The 17,896-nt window shown below is 69.9% G+C and carries 21 protein-coding genes and 1 pseudogene; 9 read left to right on the forward strand and 13 right to left on the reverse strand.

The genetic code is table 11. The annotated features are described in order from the left end of the window. Positions 1-35: 35 nt before the first annotated feature. From ACFYZ4_RS35460 to ACFYZ4_RS35470, 3 genes are all read right to left on the reverse strand, one after another. Positions 36-659 carry a TetR family transcriptional regulator gene (locus tag ACFYZ4_RS35460; protein ID WP_351300529.1) on the reverse strand — a complete coding sequence of 208 codons (624 nt, stop codon included), beginning with the start codon at positions 657-659 and terminating at the stop codon, positions 36-38. Positions 660-729: 70 nt separating this feature from the next. Beyond that, entirely contained in the window at positions 730-1,440 is a 711-nt protein-coding gene (locus ACFYZ4_RS35465) for a pirin family protein (protein WP_351300532.1), read from the reverse strand. A gap of 206 nt (positions 1,441-1,646) precedes the next feature. Beyond that, the gene (locus tag ACFYZ4_RS35470; protein ID WP_351289028.1) at positions 1,647-2,117 is read right to left on the reverse strand and encodes a nuclear transport factor 2 family protein; all 471 of its coding nucleotides are present in this window, start codon (positions 2,115-2,117) and stop codon (positions 1,647-1,649) included. A 188-nt stretch (positions 2,118-2,305) separates the two neighbouring features. Here ACFYZ4_RS35470 and ACFYZ4_RS35475 point away from each other — a divergent pair, with 188 nt between their 5' ends. Both ACFYZ4_RS35475 and ACFYZ4_RS35480 read left to right on the forward strand, forming a co-directional pair. Further along, entirely contained in the window at positions 2,306-2,689 is a 384-nt protein-coding gene (locus ACFYZ4_RS35475; protein WP_390785884.1) for a hypothetical protein, read from the forward strand. Between the two features lie 25 nt (positions 2,690-2,714). After that, a complete protein-coding gene (locus ACFYZ4_RS35480) occupies positions 2,715-3,032 on the forward strand; it encodes a nuclear transport factor 2 family protein (RefSeq protein ID WP_390785885.1) in 318 nt (105 codons plus the stop codon). Between the two features lie 92 nt (positions 3,033-3,124). Here ACFYZ4_RS35480 and ACFYZ4_RS35485 read toward each other — a convergent pair whose 3' ends face one another. After that, the gene (locus ACFYZ4_RS35485) at positions 3,125-4,015 is read right to left on the reverse strand and encodes an SDR family NAD(P)-dependent oxidoreductase (RefSeq protein WP_390785886.1); all 891 of its coding nucleotides are present in this window, start codon (positions 4,013-4,015) and stop codon (positions 3,125-3,127) included. 58 nt (positions 4,016-4,073) lie between these two features. Between ACFYZ4_RS35485 and ACFYZ4_RS35490 the strand changes: the two genes are divergently transcribed. Then, a complete protein-coding gene (locus tag ACFYZ4_RS35490) occupies positions 4,074-4,754 on the forward strand; it encodes a TetR family transcriptional regulator (protein WP_390785887.1) in 681 nt (226 codons plus the stop codon). An 85-nt stretch (positions 4,755-4,839) separates the two neighbouring features. Beyond that, a pseudogene (locus ACFYZ4_RS35495) lies at positions 4,840-4,962 on the forward strand (zinc-binding dehydrogenase); the annotation flags it as partial. A 73-nt stretch (positions 4,963-5,035) separates the two neighbouring features. On the opposite strand, the gene ACFYZ4_RS35500 reads toward ACFYZ4_RS35495, so the two are convergent. After that, on the reverse strand, positions 5,036-5,563 hold the full coding sequence (locus tag ACFYZ4_RS35500; protein WP_390785888.1) for a winged helix-turn-helix transcriptional regulator: 528 nt from the start codon (positions 5,561-5,563) through the stop codon (positions 5,036-5,038). Between the two features lie 95 nt (positions 5,564-5,658). Here ACFYZ4_RS35500 and ACFYZ4_RS35505 point away from each other — a divergent pair, with 95 nt between their 5' ends. From ACFYZ4_RS35505 to ACFYZ4_RS35525, 5 genes are all read left to right on the forward strand, one after another. Then, positions 5,659-6,444, forward strand: a complete 786-nt coding sequence (locus tag ACFYZ4_RS35505; RefSeq protein WP_351289040.1) for an SDR family oxidoreductase — start codon at positions 5,659-5,661, stop codon at positions 6,442-6,444. Positions 6,445-6,469: 25 nt separating this feature from the next. Then, positions 6,470-6,829 (forward strand): nuclear transport factor 2 family protein, encoded by a 360-nt coding sequence (locus ACFYZ4_RS35510; RefSeq protein WP_390785889.1) that lies wholly within the window; start codon positions 6,470-6,472, stop codon positions 6,827-6,829. Positions 6,830-7,126: 297 nt separating this feature from the next. Then, complete coding sequence (locus ACFYZ4_RS35515; RefSeq protein ID WP_351289044.1) at positions 7,127-7,702, forward strand: (2Fe-2S)-binding protein; 576 nt, start codon at positions 7,127-7,129, stop codon at positions 7,700-7,702. 7 nt (positions 7,703-7,709) lie between these two features. Then, on the forward strand, positions 7,710-8,684 hold the full coding sequence (locus ACFYZ4_RS35520; RefSeq protein ID WP_390785890.1) for an FAD binding domain-containing protein: 975 nt from the start codon (positions 7,710-7,712) through the stop codon (positions 8,682-8,684). After that, a complete protein-coding gene (locus tag ACFYZ4_RS35525; protein ID WP_351289048.1) occupies positions 8,684-10,831 on the forward strand; it encodes a xanthine dehydrogenase family protein molybdopterin-binding subunit in 2,148 nt (715 codons plus the stop codon). The genes ACFYZ4_RS35520 and ACFYZ4_RS35525 overlap by 1 nt, the downstream gene beginning before the upstream one ends. Before the next feature lie 115 nt (positions 10,832-10,946). Here ACFYZ4_RS35525 and ACFYZ4_RS35530 read toward each other — a convergent pair whose 3' ends face one another. Genes ACFYZ4_RS35530 through ACFYZ4_RS35565 form a run of 8 tightly spaced genes read right to left on the reverse strand, consistent with a single transcriptional unit; the run spans position 10,947 to position 17,896 of the window. Next, positions 10,947-11,213: a hypothetical protein gene (locus ACFYZ4_RS35530; RefSeq protein ID WP_390785891.1), complete on the reverse strand. Its 267-nt coding sequence runs from the start codon at positions 11,211-11,213 to the stop codon at positions 10,947-10,949. Beyond that, positions 11,197-12,393: a cytochrome P450 gene (locus tag ACFYZ4_RS35535; protein WP_390785892.1), complete on the reverse strand. Its 1,197-nt coding sequence runs from the start codon at positions 12,391-12,393 to the stop codon at positions 11,197-11,199. The genes ACFYZ4_RS35530 and ACFYZ4_RS35535 overlap by 17 nt, the downstream gene beginning before the upstream one ends. Beyond that, on the reverse strand, positions 12,390-13,538 hold the full coding sequence (locus ACFYZ4_RS35540) for a glycosyltransferase (RefSeq protein ID WP_351289054.1): 1,149 nt from the start codon (positions 13,536-13,538) through the stop codon (positions 12,390-12,392). Before ACFYZ4_RS35540 ends, ACFYZ4_RS35535 begins: the two co-directional genes overlap by 4 nt. Beyond that, positions 13,535-13,885: a hypothetical protein gene (locus tag ACFYZ4_RS35545; RefSeq protein ID WP_384341673.1), complete on the reverse strand. Its 351-nt coding sequence runs from the start codon at positions 13,883-13,885 to the stop codon at positions 13,535-13,537. The genes ACFYZ4_RS35540 and ACFYZ4_RS35545 overlap by 4 nt, the downstream gene beginning before the upstream one ends. Next, entirely contained in the window at positions 13,882-14,625 is a 744-nt protein-coding gene (locus ACFYZ4_RS35550; RefSeq protein ID WP_390785893.1) for a class I SAM-dependent methyltransferase, read from the reverse strand. Before ACFYZ4_RS35550 ends, ACFYZ4_RS35545 begins: the two co-directional genes overlap by 4 nt. A 15-nt stretch (positions 14,626-14,640) precedes the next feature. Beyond that, positions 14,641-16,137 carry an FAD-binding protein gene (locus tag ACFYZ4_RS35555; RefSeq protein WP_390785894.1) on the reverse strand — a complete coding sequence of 499 codons (1,497 nt, stop codon included), beginning with the start codon at positions 16,135-16,137 and terminating at the stop codon, positions 14,641-14,643. After that, positions 16,134-16,820: an antibiotic biosynthesis monooxygenase gene (locus ACFYZ4_RS35560; RefSeq protein ID WP_384341677.1), complete on the reverse strand. Its 687-nt coding sequence runs from the start codon at positions 16,818-16,820 to the stop codon at positions 16,134-16,136. The genes ACFYZ4_RS35555 and ACFYZ4_RS35560 overlap by 4 nt, the downstream gene beginning before the upstream one ends. An 8-nt stretch (positions 16,821-16,828) precedes the next feature. After that, complete coding sequence (locus tag ACFYZ4_RS35565; RefSeq protein ID WP_390785895.1) at positions 16,829-17,896, reverse strand: methyltransferase; 1,068 nt, start codon at positions 17,894-17,896, stop codon at positions 16,829-16,831.

The raw sequence follows: 17,896 nt of genomic DNA on the forward strand, positions 1-17,896 counted from the left end.
CGGGCGGTGCGCCCCCTCCCGGTCCTGTCGGCCGCCTACGGGGTTCCCCGGAGCGCGCCGGCCACCACGGGGACGAGCATCCGCTCCACCCGTTCGGCGGGCTCGGCCGCCAGCTCGGCCCCGATGGGGGCGAGCGCCAGCCAGTTCAGCATCCCGGCCGCGCAGCGGACCCGGAAGGCGAGCTCGTGCTCGTCGGCGTCGGGGAGGTTCGCCGCCAGGACCCGTACCGCCTGCCGCCGCGCCTGCTCGAACTTCCCGGCCAGCCGGTCCCACCCCGTCGGCGGATCGATCCCGACCCGTGCCACGGTGCGTATGACGGTCAGGTCTCGCCCGCCGGCCGTGAGCGCGCTCATCATTGGCCGGGCGAACGCCTCCGCCAACTCGTTCAGTGTGGCGGCGCCCGTCAATGCGTCGAGCTCCCGGATCTGTGCGTCCAGATAGCGCTCCAGCGCGTGCTCGATCGCCACGTCGCACAGGGATTTCAGTGATCCGAAGTGATAGCTCACCGCGGCGACGTTGGCTCCGGCGTTCTGGGTGATCTCGCGGAGGGTCACCCCCTCTTGCCCCCGTTGTGCGAGCAGCTCCAGGGTGGCTGTCAGCAGGTCGTTCCGGGTTCGCTGGCCTGCCTCGCGGCGAAGGTCCGTCTTTTCTGGCCTCACACGAGAACTCAAGCGGCTGATTGACTTCTTTGTCAAGCGGTGGGGGCGTGCGCAACCCCGTCGGTCGCCGTCAGCGTCGCGCGAGGTCGGCGTGCATTTCCCAGACGAGAATCTCGGCGGGGGCCGTGGCGGTGATCCGTTGGCCCCCGGTGGCGGTCAGCCGGACCGCGTCACCGGCGTGGAGGGTGCCGATGCCTTCGGCGTGGGCGGTGCCGCGGGTGACGAACAGGTGCAGGTACGGGGCATCGGGCAGGTGCACGGGGCGGCCGGGCAGCAGCCGGGCGGCGTAGAGGGCGGCGTGGCGGTTCCCGATGCGGATGGCCGCGGCGCTCTTGCGCTCGGGCATGCCGGACGCGACGGTGACCAGGTCGCCGGTCAGCAGATCGTTGTCGATCTCGAGTTGCTCGTAGCCGGGGGTCGTGCCCGTCTCGCCGGGGGCGACCCACATCTGGATCAGGTGGACCGGGTTGGTGTGGGGTTGGCCGCCACCCAGGCGCCAGGAGTCGTTCTTCTCCGAGTGCAGGATTCCGGTGCCGGCGCTCATGCGCTGGGCGAGCCCGGGGTGGATGACGCCGGAGTTGCCTGCCGAGTCCTGGTGGACGAGCGCGCCTTCCAGGACCCAGGTGACGATTTCCATGTCCTGGTGCGGGTGGGTGTCGAAACCCGTGCCGGGCTGGATGACATCTTCGTTGTGGACGAGCAGCAGGCCGTGGTGGGTGTTGCCCGGGTCGTGGAGCCGGCCGGGTACCCAGAAGGAGTGCCGGCCTCGCAGCCACGGCAAGTCGGTCTGCGACCTGCCACCGGAACGACGGACATCGATGAGAGGTGTGGGCGGGGTGCGCATGGTGGTGTCCCTTCCACGCGAGGCGGGTGGGCGGGGCCGGAGGTCGGTGCCAGGCGACCGGGCGTGAGGCGGCTGAAGCGGGTGGGGCGGAGGTGGGCGGCGGCCGGGGCCGACGCCCACCTCCGCCCCACCGGTCTTGCCGGTCAGCTCGCTTCGGTCGTCGCGGCGGCGACGGCGCCCGCGAAGTCGGGCTGGACGCCGAGCTGAGCGAGCATGACGCTCACGCCGACGTAGCAGTTGAACTCCTTGATCTTGCCGTCCTGCATGTACCAGAAGTCGGCGGTGGGGATGGACAGCTTGGCGCCGTTGGGCGGTATGACACCGGCGGGTGTCGGGAACGGCCCTCCGAAGGTGCCCTCGATCGTCAGCTCCACCGTGACGAGGTCGCCCGTGACGTGGAACCGGTGCAGTTCGCGGTGGACGTCGGGCATCAGCTGCCCCATCACGGCGACCAGGTCGCCGAGGTGCTCGCCGCGGTAGACCTCCCCGCCTACCACGTTGTTGAACACTCCGTCCTCGGTGAACAGGTTCTTGAAGCCCTCGACGTCCAGGACCGTTCCCTCGGCCGCGTGGTACGCCGCCCGGACGACGGTCTCCGCTGCGCTGGTGGTCATCTCGACCCCCTTCATGAAAGAAATCTAATGCTTGATTAACATGCTGGGAAGGGTTCGGCGAGTTGTCAAGCGATTGCTTGACTTGATTGCCGATCGGTCGTCTACTGATCGTGGGCGGACGTACCGGACAGTGCGGCGACATGTGCCGCCTCACTGTCCCGCGCCAACCAGCCAAGAGAGGTCATGCGTTGAAGGTGATCCTTTTCGGGGCACCCGGCATGGTCGGCCAGGGGGTGCTGAGCGCCTGCCTGGAGGACCCTGACGTGACCGAGGTCCTCGCTGTCGCCCGCCGCCCGCTCAGCCGCACCGCACCCAAACTCCGCGTGGTGCTGCATTCCGACTTCACCGACCTCACCCCGATTGCCGGTGAACTGGCCGCGGCCGACGCGTGCTTCTACTGCCTGGGCGTCTCCGCGGCCGGGCGCGACGCCGCCGAGTACGAGACCGTGACCTACACGTACACACTCGCGGCCGCCCGTACGGTCGCCGCAGGCAACCCCACGCTCACCTGCCTGAACGGCGCCGGGCCCCGCGTTCTGCGGACCGCTGACATCAACCGGCTCGCCGCCTGACCGAACCGAGGAACGAGGGACCGCCATGAGCACCCACGCGCCTGTCACCCCGGCGGAGGCTGCCGACAGGCTCGCCCTGCGCGAACTGGTCGATGCCTACGCGCACTGCGCCGACCGGCGCGACGCCAAGGGCCAGAGCGCCGTCACCCTGGATGGCGACCACGCGACCGGCGTGACGTACTGCCTCGCCCACCACGTCACCGAAGTTGAGGACGGCTCGCAGGCGCTGATGATCGCCTCGATCCGCTACCTCGACACCATGGTCAAACATCACGGTGCCTGGCTGTTCGCCGAGCGCCTGCTGATGGTCGACTGGACCGACACCCGCCCCTCCCAGCCCTGAAACCCTCTCCCCGCAGGTCTGCGCACGGTCACAACCCGGATGTTGTGCGGGCGAGGCTGGGCAGGTTCCTCCGTCAATGGCGAGACCGCCCGCTAGGCAGTGGCATCCGCCGGGAAGTCCACGGGGTAGGCCTCCGCGAAGTCCGCGGATCGCCCGATGGTGCTCCACTTCTCGTCCTGCGCCAGCAGCCGCCGGTCCTGTGCGAGGGAGGCCTCCGACGCCATCACGCCGAGCGCGAGATTGGTCGGGATGTCACGGCGCTTCGCCATCCGCACCAGGATCTCCGCGGCGCGCACCGGGTCGCCGGCCGGACCCTCGCTGTTCTGCCGGATGTGCCGGTTGATCGTGCCGACGGTCTCGTCGTAGCCCTCGGGCACGTCGTGCACGGTCATCGAGGAGCCGGCCCAGTCGGTGCGGAACCCGCTCGGTTCGACGACCAGTACGCGGACCCCGAACGGTGCGGTCTCCACGCGCAGCACCCGGCTGAAGCCGTCGATCGCGAACTTCGCCGCCTGGTAGGAGGCGATGCCCGGGGAGCCGCCGACGCGCCCGCCCATGGAGGAGAACTGGACGACCAGCCCGCCGCCCTGCTCGCGCAGCAGGGGGATCGCGGCCTTGGTGACGTTGTAGACGCCCCAGAAGTTCGTCTCGAACTGGGCGCGGAAGTCATCGTCGCCGGTGGTCTCGATCGGGGAGACGTTGGCGTATCCGGCGTTGTTGACCAGCACGTCGATCCGTCCGAAGTGCTTCCTGGCCTCGTCCAGTGCCGCCTTCGCGGCGGCGGGGTCGGTCACGTCGAGCGCGATCGGGGCGATCCGGTCGCCGAATTCGGCGGCCAGGTCGTCGAGCTGCTCGGGTCGGCGGGCGGTCGCCGCCACGGTGTCGCCTGCCTCCAGGGCGGCTCGGACCAGGGCGCGGCCGAAGCCGCGGGAGGAGCCGGTGACGAACCAGGTCTGCGTGTTCTCGTTCGCGTTCTCGGTCATGCATTTAGTGAAACATCGTTTTGTTAATAGTGCAACGTGGTTGCGTTAGGGTGGGTCCGTGGACACCACCGACTTCCAGCGCGCCCGGTCCCCGCAGGCCAAGCAGCAGCGGGAGGCCGCCATCCTGGATGCCGCGCGGGCCCTGGCCGCCGAGCACGGCATACGGCAGGTCACGCTGACCGACATCTCCAAGGCCGTGGGCATGCACAAGTCCGCGCTGCTGCGGTACTTCGAGACGCGGGAGGAGATCTTCCTGCGCCTGACCGCCGCCGGCTGGCAGGAGTGGGCACCGGTCCTGTGCTCCGAGATCGGCCGGGTCGCCGACGGTGACGCGGCGGGCGTGGCCGCAGCCTTCGCCCGCACCCTCGCGGCCCGCGGAATGTTCTGCGACCTGCTCGCGCAGGCGCCGATGAACCTCGAACGCAACGTCTCGGTCGCGGCGGTGCGCGAGTTCAAGCTGACGACCCTGGCTGCGGTCGCCTCGGCCGTCACCGCGGTCCGCGAGCGGCTGCCTGAGCTGACCGAGGCCGACGGCGTGGACCTGATCGCCGCTGCCACGTCGATGGCCGGCACGTTCTGGAACATCGCCACGCCGGGACCCGAGGTCGCGGCGCTGTACCGTAGCGATCCGCGGCTCGCGCACGCGATCGTGGACGTGGAGCCGCGGCTGGCGCGGATCCTGAGCGCGATGCTGGAAGGGATCACCGCGCGGCGCCGAGGCGAGGCACCGCAGCGCTAACCCCGCGGAGGATCGCGACGGGCCGCCTGCGCAGGGTCGGCGGGGTCTTCGAGGGCGCTCCGTCGCGGCCGGGCCGGGCGTCAAGGTGCTCGCCGAGCTTGCCGGCCTGATCGGCGACGGACACCTCGAGGTGTCGATCGCGAGCTTCTACCCCCTGGCGCAAGTCCGCGAGGCCTGCGCCGAGCTCGAACGCCGCCACACCCACGGCGAGATCGTCCTCAGGCCCTGGCAGCCGTGCGATGGCCCGGGGTGCGCGCGACAGGCCCTTCGCGGTGGCCTGCCTACGTACCCGCCGTTGGGGTCACTGGCAGGGGTCGCCTGTGGGCGTAGCGGCTGCGCATGGCGTCGCTGGCCGCAGGGCCCGCCGCGAAGACGTAGGCACGGCTGTCGTCGAGCCGGCGGCCGGTCCCGGCGTCGACGACTACGGGCTGGACCTCCATGCCGCTTTCCGCGTCGACGAGGATCATGCTGCGTTCGTGCGGATCCAGCCGGGAATTTCCCCACGCGGCCAGGGCGACGATCACCGGGCGCAGGGAGCGCCCGAGATCGGTCAGTACGTACTCGTGGCGGACCGGGTTGGTCTGGTAGGGCCGACGCTCCAGCAACCCGTCCGTCACGAGGGTCTTCAGGCGGGCCGTGAGCATGCTCGAGGAGATGCCCAGATTCTCCTGGAACTGATCGAAGCGGGTGTAGCCGTCGAAGGCGTCGTGGAGGATCAGCAGCGTCCACCATTCACCGACGTGTTCCACCGTCGTGGACAGCGGGCACTCCCGGTCCTCCAGTCTGATGCGGCTCGCCACGGTGGCCATCCCCTCGGTTACTGCTAAAGTCGAAGTTACTAGCTTCTATTTTAGCAGTAGCCGAGTGTCGCGCCGTCCGCGCGCACCGGGGATCGGAAGGCGCCATGACCAGCCCCGTCAACGAATCACTCGAAGGCCGCCGTGCCCTGGTCACCGGCGGCACCAAGGGCACCGGAGCCGCCATCGCCCGACGGCTCGCCGAGGCCGGCGCCGACGTGCTCGTCACCGGCCGCAGCCGCCCTGCGGAGGTCGAGGAAAAGGCCTTCATTGCCGCCGACCTCTCGACCGCTGATGGCACCGACCGGGCGATCGCCGAAGTGGAGGCGCGTCTGGGAGGTGTCGACGTCATGGTCCACACCCTCGGCGGCTCCGAGGCCCCGGCCGGTGGATTCGCGGCGCTCGGCGAGGAGGCCTGGGCCAAGGAGCTCAACGTGAACCTGCTGGCCGCGGTCCGCCTGGACCGAGGCCTTCTGCCCGGCATGATCACGAGCGGCAGGGGCGTGATCGTGCACGTCACCTCGATCCAGCGCCGCATGCCCCTGTGGAACGGCACCCTGGCCTACGCGGCGGCCAAAGCAGCGCTGACCACCTACAGCAAGGGCCTGGCCAACGAGGTCGCCCCGCACGGTGTCCGCGTCAACACGGTCTCACCGGGCTTCATCCAGACCACCGCCGCAGACAACCTGGTAGCCAGGATCGCCCAGGAGGCCGGCGTCACCCGGGAAGCCGCCCTGGACCGGCTCATGGACTCGCTCGGCGGCATTCCCCTCGGCCGCCCCAACCGGCCGGAGGAAGTCGCTGAACTCGTAGCCTTCCTCGTCTCCGACCGGGCCTCGGCCATCGTCGGCGCCGAACACGTCATCGACGGCGGCACCACCCCCACCGTCTGAGCCCCCACCGGTCAGGAGGACCGTCATGCCGAGCCATCAGCCCCACACCATCGCCCCGAGCGACTTGCCCAAGACGATCACCCGCTACCTGCGGGCCCACCGCGACCACGACACCGCGACCGCAGTCACCGCCTTCACCGGCGACGCCACCGTGACCGATGACGGCAAGACGTACCAGGGCGCCGCTGCCATAGAACGGTGGCTGGACCACGCCGCCACCGAATTCACCTACACCATCGAGCTCACCGATGCGCAGCGGATCGATCCGGCCCACTACGTCGCCACACATCACCTCGAAGGCAACTTCCCCGGAGGCGGTGTCGACCTGCGCTATCGGTTCAGTCTCCGCGACGACCTGATCGAGCGCCTGGTCATCGAGCCCTGATCCGCCTGGGCGTGCTCCTTTCCGGCCCCTCCGGCCCTGGGCTCCGGCCCTGGGCGGTCGCGGCAGCATCCCGCCCGAACTCATCACGCCGGACGCGTGATTCGCGTGATCGTCTGGGAGGGCACTCAGACCTCCGCTGCTACAGTCAGTAGCGATCTCTTCTCTCTGAGTGCCCACATGGTGATCGAGTACGTTCTCCCGTGCCCTGGTCGAGGTGCGCGGTCGTCGGCGCGGCCCCGTGGGTCCCGTAGGCGGAAGGCGCGATTCATGTCAGGTGGGTGCGGGGGAGCGGCCGTCATGGGCCGACGGCGTTTCCTGGTGGTGTCGACGGCAGCCGTGGGGCTGCCCCTGTCGGCTTCCGGGTCCGCCTCCGGCAGTTCCCCGGGCCTGGCCCCGGCGGGCACCGGCACGACGTCGACGGTCGGGCTGACCGTGAACGGGGAGCGGCGGTCCGCGGAGGTGGACAACAGAACCTCGCTCCTCGACCTCCTGCGGGAACACCTGGGGCTGCCCGGTACGAAGAAGGGCTGTGACCAGGGAGCCTGCGGGGCGTGCACGGTCCTGGTGGACGACCGCAGGGTGAACTCCTGCCTCACCTTCGCCGTCATGCACGACGGCGCGCGCGTCACCACGATCGAGGGACTCGCGCACGGCGACCGCCTGCACCCCCTCCAGCAGGCGTTCATCGACCACGACGGGCTGCAGTGCGGGTACTGCACGCCCGGCCAGATCGTCTCGGGAGTGGCCTGCATCGCGGAAGGACACACCCGCTCCCGGGAGGAGATCCGCGAGTGGATGAGCGGCAACCTCTGCCGCTGCGGCGCCTACACGAACATCGTCACGGCGATCGAGCAGACGGCGAAGGGCGTGTGAGTCAGGCGTGTACCCCTTCGTCTTCAGCAAGCCGGGCACCGAGAGCGCCGCGCTGGCCGCCGGGGCCGACGGCGGCCGCTACATCGCGGGCGGCACCACCCTGGTCGACCTGATGCGTGAGACCGTCGAACGCCCGTCCCACCTGGTCGACATCAACGGCCTCCCGTACCGGGACATCACGGTGACCCCCGAAGGCCTACGGGTGGGCGCCCTGGTCCGGATGAGCGAACTCGCCGCGCACCCGCACGTACGCGCCGAGTACCCCGTCATCGCGCGGTCGCTGGAACTGGGCGCCTCCGCGCAGCTGCGCAACATGGCCTCCATCGGCGGGAACCTCATGCAGCGCCCCCGGTGCCCCTACTTCCGCGACGTGCACTCGGCATGCAACAGGAGGTCCCCCGGCACGGGGTGCGACGCCGTCGAAGGCGACAACCGGATGCAGGCCGTCCTGGGGACCAGCGCGCACTGCGTGGCCACGCACCCGTCGGACCTCGCCGTGGCGCTGGTCGCCTTGGACGCCGTCGTCCATCTGCGGAGCACGGAGGGCACCCGGACGGTCCCGGTCGCGGAGTTCTTCCTGCGGCCCGGGAGTACCCCGCACCGGGAACAGGATCTGCGGCCGGGCGAACTCATCACCTCCGTACGCGTCCCCGCCGGCCCCCATACCCGGCAGTCGGGGTACCTCAAGGTCAGGGACCGTCAGTCGTACGAATTCGCCATCGTGTCGGCGGCGGTGGCGCTCGACATCAGGGGCGGCGTGATCCGGGGCGCTCGCGTGGCCGTCGGCGGCGTCGCCACCGTCCCGTGGCGGCTGCCGCAGGTGGAGCGGGTGCTGGTGGGCGCCCGTCCCGGCCGCACGACGTGGACCGAGGCGGCCTCCCGCGCCGCCGACGGCGCGCGGGCACTGTCCGGCAACGCGTTCAAGATCCAGCTCCTGGAACGCACCGTACGCCGCCAGTTGACGACGATCGGAGAGCGGTGATGGCCGGCGAGGTCGTGGGGCAGGCGCTCTCACGCGTCGACGCCCGGCTCAAGGTCACGGGCGCCGCCACCTACGCGGCCGAGCACCGTCCGGAAGGCCTGCTACACGGAGTCATCGTCAACGCCACTGCAGCGCGCGGTACGGTCTCCGCCATCGCCGTGGACGCGGCCCGCGCCCATCCCGGAGTCCTGCACGTCCTCACCGACTTCAGTTCCCTGAGACTCGCCCACTCTTCGACCGAGCTGGCGTTCCACGGCCAGCCGATCGCCGTCGTGGTGGCCACGACGGCGGAGGCCGCGGCGCACGGCGCGTCCCTCGTCGAAGCGGCGTACGACAGGCAGCCGGCCCTCACCGACTTCGACGACCCCCGCGCGGTGTCGGTCACCGCGCCGTCGAACCCGGACTACAGCCGCGGCGACCCGGACGGCGCCTTCGGATCGGCGGCTGCCACGGTGGACCTCGAGTTCACCATCGGCCGGGAGAACCACAACCCGATCGAGCTCCCCTCGACCGTCGCCCGGTGGGAAGGCGACAAGCTCACGCTCTGGGACAAGTCCCAGTGGGTCCAGGGCGCGGCCCGCACGGTGGCCGGCGCGCTCGGCGTCCCCGAACAGGACGTCCGGGTGCACTGCGAGTACGTCGGCGGCGGCTTCGGCAGCGCGATCCGCGCCTACGACCACGTCGTCCTGGCCGCGTTCGCCGCGCGGCGGGCCGGACGGCCCGTCAAGGTCGTGCTGTCGAGGCGCCAGTCCTACTACGGCACCGGCTACCGGCCCGCCAGCCGGCAGCGCCTCGCACTCGGGGCGGGCACGACCGGACGCATCGAAAGCCTCATCTACGAGGTCCGTACGGAGACCTCGCGCTACGAGCAGTACGAGGAGGGGCTCACCGACCTGCCGAAGTTCCTCTACGGCGTCCCGCACACGAGGACCGGGTACCGGCTCACCGCCATCGACACCCAGTCCCCGGCGTCCATGCGCGGCCCGGGCGTCGTCAGCAGCGCCTTCGCCCTCGAAACCGCCGTGGACCAACTGGCGCACGACCTGGGCGTCGATCCCGTCGAGCTGCGGCTCCGCAACGAACCCACCCGGGACGAGGTGACGCGCCTGCCCTTCTCCACCCGTCGGCTGCGCGAGTGCTACGACCTCGGCGCCCGCCGCTTCGGATGGGCGCGGCGCGGTTCCGCACCAGGCGGCCGCACGGAAGGCGACCTGCTGATCGGGATGGGCATGGCCACCGCCTCGTACCACAACAACCGCCGCCAGGTCGGCTCGCGGGCTCGGGTCGACGCGGACGGTACGGCGACGGTGGCGACGGCGACCAGCGACATGGGGCCGGGCACGACGACCTCCGTCATGCAGGTCGGCGCGGACGCGCTCGGCCTGCCCGCGCGACAGGTGACCTTCCGGCTGGGGGACTCGGCCTACCCCCTCGCTCCGCCGCACGCCGGCGCCACCACCATGGCGAGCGTGGGCTCCGCCGCCCACACCTCGTGCACAGCACTGCGGAACAAGTTCATCGGCATGGCGGTGGCGGACCCCGCCTCGCCCCTGTACCGGGCCGATCCCGCCAAGGTGGCGGTCCGTGACGGCCGGCTCAGCTCCGGTGGGCATGGCGCCACCGACAGCTACCGCGAGATCCTGGACCGCGCCGGCCTGCCCGGCCTGGAGGCCACCGCCACCTGGGGGCCCGGCGACACCGACACGAGGATCTCCAGTTACGGCTACGGCGCCGTCTTCGCCGAGGTGTCGGTCGATCCGCTCCTCGGGCTCGTCCGGATCCGCCGGATGTTCGCGGCCTACGACGTGGGACGCGTGATCAGCCCCAAACTGGCCCACAGCCAGGCCATCGGGGGCATGGTGGGCGGAATCGGGATGGCCCTCCTGGAGTGCACGGTCACCGACCACCGCGACGGCCGCATCGTCAACGCGAGCCTGGCCGACTACCTCGTCCCGGTCAACGCCGACGTTCCCGAACTGGACGCCGCGTTCATCGACACCGAGGACCCCCTGGCGGACCCCATCGGGGTCAAGGGGCTGGGGGAAATCACCATCGTGGGAGTCCCGGCCGCCATCGGGAACGCGGTGTTCAACGCCACCGGCAAACGCCTGACCGACCTGCCCATCAGACTGGAGGCACTGCTCTGAACGGCGGCCGCCGGCCTGCCGGCGTGTGCAGGGAGGTGCACAACCAGACACGGTCTGTGCGCCACTCGTACCGGAGCGGTCCGCCCCGTCAGGGGGGGACCGCTCCTCAAGGGCCTCAGCGTGCGTTCTCCGGTGCGTTCTCCAGGGGCTCACCGGGTGCCGCGGAGGGCGTCACGTCCAGATCGAGGGCGCCCATCGGGCAGGACCTGATCAGCCGCTCCATGTGACCGACGTCCTCGCTTCCCTCGCGGACGACGAGCTGCTGGCCGGGGGAGGCGAAGAGCGTGTCCGAGAGGCCCTCGCACTGTTGGTGCAGTTCGCACCGCCGGGCGTCGATCCTGACCACCGCCAGCACTCTGCCGGGTTCAGGACGTTCGTCCATGGAGCGTCACGTCCATCTTGTCGATGCCGCGGATGGTGTTGTGCAGCCTCCACGCAGGTTCTCCGACCTCGATCCTGTCGACGTGGCGGATCAGCGCCTCCAGGAGGCTCTGCCCCTCCAAGCGCGACAAGGCCTGGCCGACGCACGCGTGGATGCCGTGCCCGAAACCGATCTGCTGGGCCACGCCCGGCCGGGCGATGTCGAAGGTCTCCGGGTCCTTCCAGAACCTCTCGTCGCGGTTGGCCGAGCCGAACAGCAGGAGCACCCGCGACCCGCGGGGCAGGGCCGCCCCGCCCAGCTCGGTGTCCTCCGCCACGTAACGGGTGAACCCGCGGAGCGGCGACTCGAACCTGATGATCTCGTTGAAGGCCGACGAGACCAGCGAGGGGTCCTCCTTCAGCCGCTGCCACTGGTCCTGGTGCGTGCCGAGTAGCCACATCATGCTGGACAGCGCGCTGACGGACGTGTCCATGGACGGGGCCAGGAAGTCACCGAGCAGGCCGGGCAGCAGCTTGTCCTCGATCTTGCCCTCACGGGCCTCGGAGACCAGTTCGGCCCCCCAGCTCCCGGGGCGCAGATTGCCCGGCTGCGACATCCGGTGGAGGAACCGGCCCATCTCGCCGAGCAGGGGGAGCCCGGCCTGTGTGCGCTCGTTCATCGGCCCGAAGGCGTTGAATCCGGCACTGGCCCACTCCAGGAGCCGTTCCTTGCCCTCGTCCTCCGGCCATCCCAGCAGATCCGGGACCACGGCCAGGGGGAACGCCACGGCGAAGTCCCGGACGGCGTCGAACGACTGCCGTTCCACGAGTTCGCGGACCAGCCGGTCCGCCCAGGAGGTGACGTACCCCGTGATCTCGGCCATCGCCCGGGGCTTGAGGTGCCGCGCCACCAGTCCGCGTACGTAGGCGTGGTAGGGCGGGTCGCTGGTGAAGCTGCTGCCCTTCTGCGCCTTGTTGAGGGTGTCGGTGAGGCCCACGCCTTCGCCGGAGACGAAGGTGCCGTGCTGGTGCAGGGCCGTGTACACCTCGTCGTACCGGGCGGCGCAGTGCACCTGGTGCGAGGTGAGGTACACCACGGGTGCGGCGTCGCGGAGCGCGCTGTACAGCGGGTACGGGTCGGTGATCGAGGCGTCGGTGTACGGATCGAGATCGGTCTGGGGAATGGGGGTCGTCGGACTCACCGGTTCACCTTTTCCCGCGCGACGAGGTCTTCGATCAGCGGCACCATTCCCACGGCGGTGGGCGCCGTGGCGGCCCGCTCGGCCAGTTCCCGGGCCTTGAAGCTGTACGAGGAGTCGCCCAGCATCTCCTTGACGACCTGCGCGATCGCCTCCGGGCTGCCTTCCTCGCGGTACAGCGTCCGGGCGCAGCCGTAGTCCGTGAGCCGCTTCAGGGTCGGGGTGAAGGCCTCGAACGGGTTGAGGATCAATTGCGGGGTCGCGGTGTTGATGGCGTTGACCGCCGTCAGGCCGCCGGCCGGGTGGATGATCACCTCGCAGGTGGGGAGTATGGCTTCCAGCGGGATCCAGCCGGCCCGGACCCGCGGGTGCTTCTCCTGGAGCTGCTTCCCCTCCGCCTCGCCGATGGCGACGACGACTTCGACGCCGAGCTCCAGCAGCCGCTCCACGATGGCCGAGATCCGGTCCATCGCGCCCGGGAAGGCGTACCGGAAGCTCCCCATGGTCAGGCACACCCGGCCGCTGTCCGGGGTCTGCAGCATCCACGGGTCGATCTGCCGCTGCTTGTTGTGCGGCGTCCAGCGCATGAAGGTGCCGGTGGTCTCGGTCAGGCCCGGCGGGCAGATGTCGATGCGCAGCGACGGGTCGGGCAGCGTGTCGGCGCCGATCCCGGCGAGCTGGTCCGCCAGCTCCTCGTGGAGGTAGTCCTCGTAACCGTGGATGTCGAACAGGTCCCAGGACTGGCGGACGAAGGGGATGCCGGCCGCGCGGGCGGCGATCTCCGCCCCGTGCCCCTGGCTGCCCGCGATCAGGACGTCGGCGCCCCACAGCCGGCAGATGTCCACCAGGTCGTCGCACACGTAGCTGCCCTGGCGGCCGAACCAGTGGCCCAGGTACGGCATCTCCTGTTCGGGCCGGTGGGGGTACTCGATCGCAGGCCTGCCGTGGGCGGCGGCCTTGATGCTCTCGGTCGAATGCCCGCGGGCCACGGGGATGGACGGCAGGCCGATTCCGGTGACCGCGCCGGACATCTCCTCGAAGGAGGCCACCATGATCTCGTGCCCGGACGCCCGGAGCGCCGAGGCGAGGGGACCGATCGCGAATGCGCTGGCCGGGCTCGTCCCCGCCGCGTAGAACAGGGCCTTCATGCGGCGACCGCCGGCGACCGGTCCTTGTCGCGCTCCGCGAAGTAGGCCTCCTCCAGGCCCACGGTCTCGAAGTCGATGACGGCGAGACCCGCGGTCAGCAGGTGGCTCGAACGCAGCTCCCGGACCAGGTCCAGGTAGTCCTCCATCTCGTCGAAGCCCAGGATGAAGAAGCTCTCCGCCTCACGCCCGTACTTGATGGCGCGCACGGGGGTGAGCTTCCCGCCCCTTTTCACGAAGGCCCCGACGCTGGGGAAGACGTGCTCGTGCTCGATGGCTATGCGCTCTTCGAGCGACAACTCATACCAGGGGGTCAGGTAGTTGACGACGAGGACGGCGGCGAACTTCATGCGCGGTGCTCCGATCGGGTTTCCTGCGGGCGCAGTACGGCGTGCATGTGCCAGATCCGGGAGACGACGTTTCCGGCTTCGTCGATCAGCTGGTCGGCGAGGTTGTCGGTGGGGGCGTCGACCTCGAAGGTGCGCGGGTCGACCATCTTGGCCACGGCTTCGGCGGGCAGCGAGCTGTGGTAGCGCGTCGCCTCGATCACCTTGATGTCCCAGTCCGCGGCGAACGCCTCCCGCAGCTCCGGCTCCGAGACGCGGCGCGGGCCCGGGTAGTCGGGGGTGAGCTCCTTGGAGAAGGTGAACAGGTGGAGTTCGGCGCCGTCGTTGCACACGGCCCTGAGGAGTTCCGTGTACCGCGGTGTCTCCTCGGCCGGCAGTGTGTGGAAGAAGGCGCTGTCCAGGACGACGTCGTACCGGGGGCCGTCCGCCGCGAGGGAGAACGCGTCGGCCACCCGGAAATCGACGGTCGTGCCGTTCCTGCGGGCCTTCTCGCGGCCGCACTCGACGGCGACCTCCGACACGTCGACGGCGGAGACCCGAAGGCCCTGGGACGCCAGGTACAACGCGTTGTCCCCGAGGCCGCACCCCAGGTCGAGCACGTGCCCGTGGAAGCCGCCGTCGTCACAGATCCGGCGTACGGCCGGCTGCGGGCCGCCGATGTTCCACGGCATGAGGGGGCCCGACTTCTCCCCGTCTTGGTAGAGCTTTTCGAAGGGGATCTTCTCCGTGCTGCCGGTGGGCATCGTTCGCGGTTCCTCTCAGAGTTCTACGGACATGGCGTGGTGGAAGACGTTCAGGGGGTCCCACGTGCGTTTCGCCGACCGCAGACGCGCGTAGTTGTCCTTGTAGTACAGGTGGTGCCAGGGCTGCTCCGACCGGTTGCGCTCGGCGTCCAGCAGGTCGGTGTCCGGGTAGTTGATGTAGCAGCCGTCGGTGCGGTCCCCGGTGACGGGCACGCCTCCCGTGCCGGCGAAGAACTCCTCGTACAGACCGCGCAGCCAGCCGAGGTGGAGCTCGTCCATCGAGGCGTCCTGCCAGCCGGTGAACCACGACGACTTGGCGACGGAGTCCCGCTGGGGAGCGGCGGTGGCCGACGGCGCGCGGCGGTTGATCTCGCCCCCGTAGCTGTTGAACATGACGTACGACGCCTGGCCGGGATGGTCGGAGTTCAGGTGCCGGTGGAGCACCGCGAACTGGTCGTCGGTGGGTGTCGCGCGGTGATAGGCGGACTTGGAGGCCGACCGTGCCCCCATGACGTCACCGCAGTCGGCCTGGCTCATGTAACGGGTGCCGGTCAGCCAGCTCATCACGCCCCCGCGGGGGATGCCCACCGCGCGGGTGCCCTCCGTCAGCGACGCGACGAAGTCGTCCAGGATCCTCCCCTCGGGGTCCACGTCGGCGTCCTGCTGCACCATGAGCTGGAGGAACCCGGAGTTGCGGTGGTTGACGAAGAAGCTGGCGAACAGCGAGTTCTCCGGTGTTCCCGGCGCGGAGTGGCGTTCATGCCATGCGAAGAAGCGCCGCATCACGGTGACGAAGGACTCCTCGTCCATCGCGGCCCAGGGGTAGACGATCTTCTGCACGTGCAGTCGGCTGCTCGCCCGAGCCAGTCCGATCGGCTCGGTGGCGAGGTGCTCCGGGCTGCGGAACTCGTAGGCGGTGACCACCCCGAAGTTGCCGCCCCCACCGCCGGTGTGCGCCCAGAAGAGGTCACCGAGGTCGCCGGTGTCGTCGGCGCGCGCCGTCACCAGGCGGACGTTGCGCGACTCGTCCACGACGGCGACCTCCACGGCGTGCAAGTGGTCGACCGCCAGGCCGAGCTGGCGCGACAACGGACCGTAGCCGCCGCCGGCGACCAGCCCTCCCATGCCCACCGCGGAGCAGGCGCCGAGCGGCAGGGACGCGTTCCAGCGGCGGAAGAGGGCCTTCTGCGCCTGGTCGACCGTCGCACCCGCGCCGATCCGCACCCCCGGCTCTTCGGCGGACGGGCCGACGGCGTTGAGGTTGTGGAGGTCCAGGACGAGGTCCCGTCGCGGCGAGCCGACGAAGTCCTGACCGCAGTGCCCGCCGGACCGGCAGGCTACGGCCCGCCCTTCGGCGACGGCCTTGTGCAAGGAGGCGACGACGTCGTCCGGCGTGAGCGGAAGGTGGAACTCCGCGGGCTCGACGGCGAACCGGTGGTTGTCCGAGTGCGAGAGCTCGAGGTATCGGGGGTCCTCGGGACCCACGGTGAAGGGTGACATCGGCAGGGTCACGACGCGTAGCCTTCGCACGACTGGGAGAAGACGGTCTCGTAGGTGTTGGCGTCCCTCGAGGTCAGCAGGGACTTGCCGCGTGCGCGCATCTGCTGGTCGTGCGCGGGGCGCTGTTCCTCCGGCATGGTGTGGAAGGCCTCGTAGGAAGCGGCGTCGTCCCACTGGGCGTAGTTGACGACCATGGTGCCGTCGAGCGCGCGCAGGATGCTGTGGGAGCGGTACCCGGGCACCTGCCGCATCCACGCGTCCGGCTTGTCGAGCAGGGACACGAGCTCGCTCTGGTCCTTGCTCTCGCACCCCATCAGGACGATCACGGTGAAGTCGTCCCGGTCCGGGGCTATTTCCGTCCGGGCGTCGCCGTCCTTCGTCTGGACGGACACCACCTCGGTCTTCAGCAGGTGCACCGACGTGGTCAGGTCGGTGAAGTAGGGAACGGTGTTGTGCTTGAAGTTCTCGCCGTCGTACCGCTCCTTGAGGTCGTCGATCGACCTCCACTGGATGTAGTTGGCCGCGCAGGGCTTCGCCACCCCCGCGTGCAGCGTGGACGACCGCCATCCCGGGTAGTTCGCCTTGGCGATGATGCCCCGCATGGCCTCCAGGAGAGTCGCCTGCTTGTCCGGGTCGGTGGTGTTGAACAGGTTGAACACGGTCAGGGAGCCGTTCTCGGGCTCGATGATCGGCATACGTCCTCCTAGGAGACTTTCTTTCCTTCGATGACGGACTGCAGTCCCGCGCGGCTGACCCCGACCAGCTCGATGCCGACCTCGGACATCAGGGTCCGGAACTCCTGCACGGTGCGCTGCTTGCCCTCGCAGAGGACGAGCATGTCCATGTCCATAAGGGCGATGGCCTGGTCCGCCTTCTCGTCCACGCCGGCCACGGCCTCCACGACGGCGAGGTGCGCTCCCTCGTGCATGGCCGACGCGATGTTCCTGAGGATGAGGCGCGAGCGCGCGTCGTCCCAGTCGTGGAACACGTTGGAGGCCATGTACAGGTCGCTCCCCGCGGGGACGCTGTCGAAGAAGGAGCCGGCCTTCACCGTCACGCGGTCGGCGACGCCCGCGTCCGACAGCTCCGGCCAGGCCCGCGACACCACGTCCGGCTGGTCGAAGAGGACGCCGGACGTTGCGGGGTGTTTTTGCAGTACGGCGGAGAGGAGCGCGCCTCGCCCTCCACCGACATCGGTGATGCTGCCGAACCGGGAGAAGTCGAATGCCTCGACCACGGGTCGGATGATCCTCTTGGAGAGCTCGGTCATCGCGGAATTGAAGACCGAGGCGGTGTCGGGATTCGATTCCATGAATTCCCATACGCCGGAACCGTGCATCGCGGCGAAGGGGGACCGGCCCGTGCGTACTGCTGTGGGCAGGTGCGCCCAGGTCGCTCGTTCCGCCGTGGATCCCGTCCAGCGCGCGAAGTTGCGCATGGAGGCGTCGTCGTCGGTGGCCAGGGCGTGGCCCAGAGCGGTCAGCTCCATGGTGTGCTGCTCGGTCTGCCGCAGCAGGCCCACAGAGGCGCTGGCGCGGAAGAAACGTTCCGCTACATCGTGTTTCAGGCCGAGCCGAACGGCGAGTTGCGCCGGCGTCAGGCCGCCGGGCCCCAGCGCGTCGGCCACGCCGAGTTCTGCGAATGTGCTGACGACACCAGAGCGCCAGCTTCCCATGAGGAGATCGAGAAGCTGGACGCTGACGGGGGGCGACGGCGGGCGCAGCGATTCCGTGCTTGTAATGGTCATGATTTCCCTTCGACTGGTTGCCAT

This window comes from Streptomyces sp. NPDC001513 (assembly GCF_042894695.1).
GTDB lineage: Bacteria > Actinomycetota > Actinomycetes > Streptomycetales > Streptomycetaceae > Streptomyces.